This is a genomic window from Mixta theicola (assembly GCF_002895925.1).
GTDB lineage: Bacteria > Pseudomonadota > Gammaproteobacteria > Enterobacterales > Enterobacteriaceae > Mixta > Mixta theicola.
Genome location: NZ_NWUO01000038.1, coordinates 1 through 2,015 on the forward strand (window position 1 = coordinate 1; position 2,015 = coordinate 2,015).

Below are 2,015 nucleotides of genomic sequence, written 5' to 3' on the forward strand. Positions count from 1 at the left end.
TGGGGTTAACAAGCTGTAAACTATCAAAAGCAATGGAAAACAATGGAATAATACGACCGAAAAACTCAGCAGCGCATCATATTGTGCCGGAAACCGCCAGAGGGGCACAGCCTGCGAGAGATATATTGAAGAAATATGGCATAGATATAAATGGCGCGGATAATGGCGTGTTCCTGCCTACTCATAAGAATACTGACGGAATGTCAGGGATCTTACATAATGGTAAGCATCCTGACGATTATATATCTGCAATAAATAATAGAATTGAGGCGGCTGATATTAAAGGAGGAAAACAAGAGGTTATAAATGAACTGGGAAGAATAAATGGTACTCTTTCTGGTGCGGCAAATAACTCAAGCTGGTATACAATACTATTATGAAGAAAATTTATTTATTAAGATCGACATCGCGCAATACTTGTTCTTTTATTCAAAATTATCCTGAAGGTGAACGAAGCATTATAGGACGTTGCATGTTGCTCAACTGGAAACCATTTTGTGGAAATTATCAGACAATAATGCTTGAGCTACGTAGAAATGATGTTGGCAAAAAGAACTATCAATTCGATTTCAGTAGTGCATTAACTCCGTTTTTTGTGATTAGTGAAAGCACACTGGATAAACTAGGTGATATACTGAAACCCAGAGGACAAATACTTCCAGTTATTACTGAAAGTAAAAGAAAGATTTTTTTTGGTTATTATCCTACTAATCCAATATCAGGATGTTTTGATATGGATAAATCAATATACCGTGTCGTTGAACGAGGTTTAATTGTCGAAAAACCAGTTCTTATCAACTCAAAGATCACCGATGAATATTTATTCTCCATTGAAGAAGATATAAGCCGGGTTTTTGTAACTGAAAAATTTAAAGAACGAGTTGAAGATGCTGGTTTATTAGGCTTCGACTTTTCTGTTGAAATACCAGTTGATTAAAAGTAATAGCCGGGTAAGACTATTAATCTTCCTGGCTATTTTATGCGTTCAGTCAGTTAAACACTCATTTCTCAGATTGCCGCCTGAGCGGAGTTCTTCAGCTCCTGCAGCTGGCTTCGTAGGGCTTCCTGTTCATGCTTAAGTCCGTCCACTTCGTCATTGCCCAGAACCAGCACAATATAGCAGTCGTCTACGGGCCTCTGGCGGTGGATTTGTTCGCCATCCTGTAACTAAAGAATTGATTGAGCTTTCTGATGAGATATCTCGAATAATACGTATTAATTAACGAAGGTGGAAATGAGCTTATTAAGATTTAACTATTCAACTTTGCTAAAAAGAAGTAAGAATTTATCTTATCGTGAGCAAATAACGAAAATTACTACGGTATTAATGTCTTTTCTCAAGGAAAATGACTTAATGAAATTAGACCCATTTATGGACGATGGAAGTTTAAAAGATGATCTAATCATATATAGTTCTGTCTTGGCTGAACCAGGAAATCTTTTATTTAAGCAATATTATCCAAAATGGTCCGCGTACATAGATCGTGGTGGAGATATAAACAACACTAACTTATTGAAAGATGGTCTGAAAGTATTAAGTAACAGATAAAAAATAGCCGGGAAGCCGATCCGACCGGGGTAACGCGCCGGTACCGGTACGATTCGCTCGGACAGCTGTCTGAAGCTGATGAACCGGGGATCGGCATCACCCGTTACCAATACGACGATTTGGGTTTTCCCTGCGCCATTACTGAAAGCGGGGCTGCCTCCCTGCTGCTGCGTCACTCTGTACGAGGCAACCCGGAGCAGAAAACCGACGGCAACGGGGCCGTAATACATTACTTCTGGGATCGAAAAGATCGACTGGCAGGCATACGTGAACTGGACGGCTGCGAAATCCGTATTGAATATGTCCGCAAAGACAGACCATTCGGACGAAGTCACCCGTCTGCTGAGCTACGATCCCCAGGGAAGGCTGAACGCGCAACAGGTGGTGCGTGGCGAGCAGCCGCTGTTCAGCACCGGCTTCAGCTACGATCGCGACGGCAACCTGACGCTGAAACAGGACAGCCTGT

Annotated in this window: 3 protein-coding genes; all 3 read left to right on the forward strand. The window is 41.4% G+C overall.

Annotated elements, in window-relative coordinates; translation table 11 throughout:
* On the forward strand, nt 1-380 hold a 380-nt coding region (locus tag COO59_RS20385), incomplete at its 5' end, for an AHH domain-containing protein (protein WP_240614180.1).
* Nucleotides 377-937, forward strand: a complete 561-nt coding sequence (locus COO59_RS20390) for a hypothetical protein (RefSeq protein WP_322791055.1) — start codon at nt 377-379, stop codon at nt 935-937. The genes COO59_RS20385 and COO59_RS20390, both read left to right, overlap by 4 nt.
* Nucleotides 938-1,234: 297 nt before the next feature.
* Nucleotides 1,235-1,549, forward strand: coding sequence for a hypothetical protein (locus COO59_RS20395; protein ID WP_103061458.1), 315 nt, complete (start codon nt 1,235-1,237; stop codon nt 1,547-1,549).
* The last annotated feature ends 466 nt before the right edge of the window (nt 1,550-2,015 follow it).

Coding starts and splice junctions, on each gene's coding strand:
- COO59_RS20390 (WP_322791055.1), top strand. CDS start 377: ATGAAGAAAATTTATTTATTAAGATCGACATCGCGCAATACTTGTTCT.
- COO59_RS20395 (WP_103061458.1), top strand. CDS start 1,235: ATGAGCTTATTAAGATTTAACTATTCAACTTTGCTAAAAAGAAGTAAG.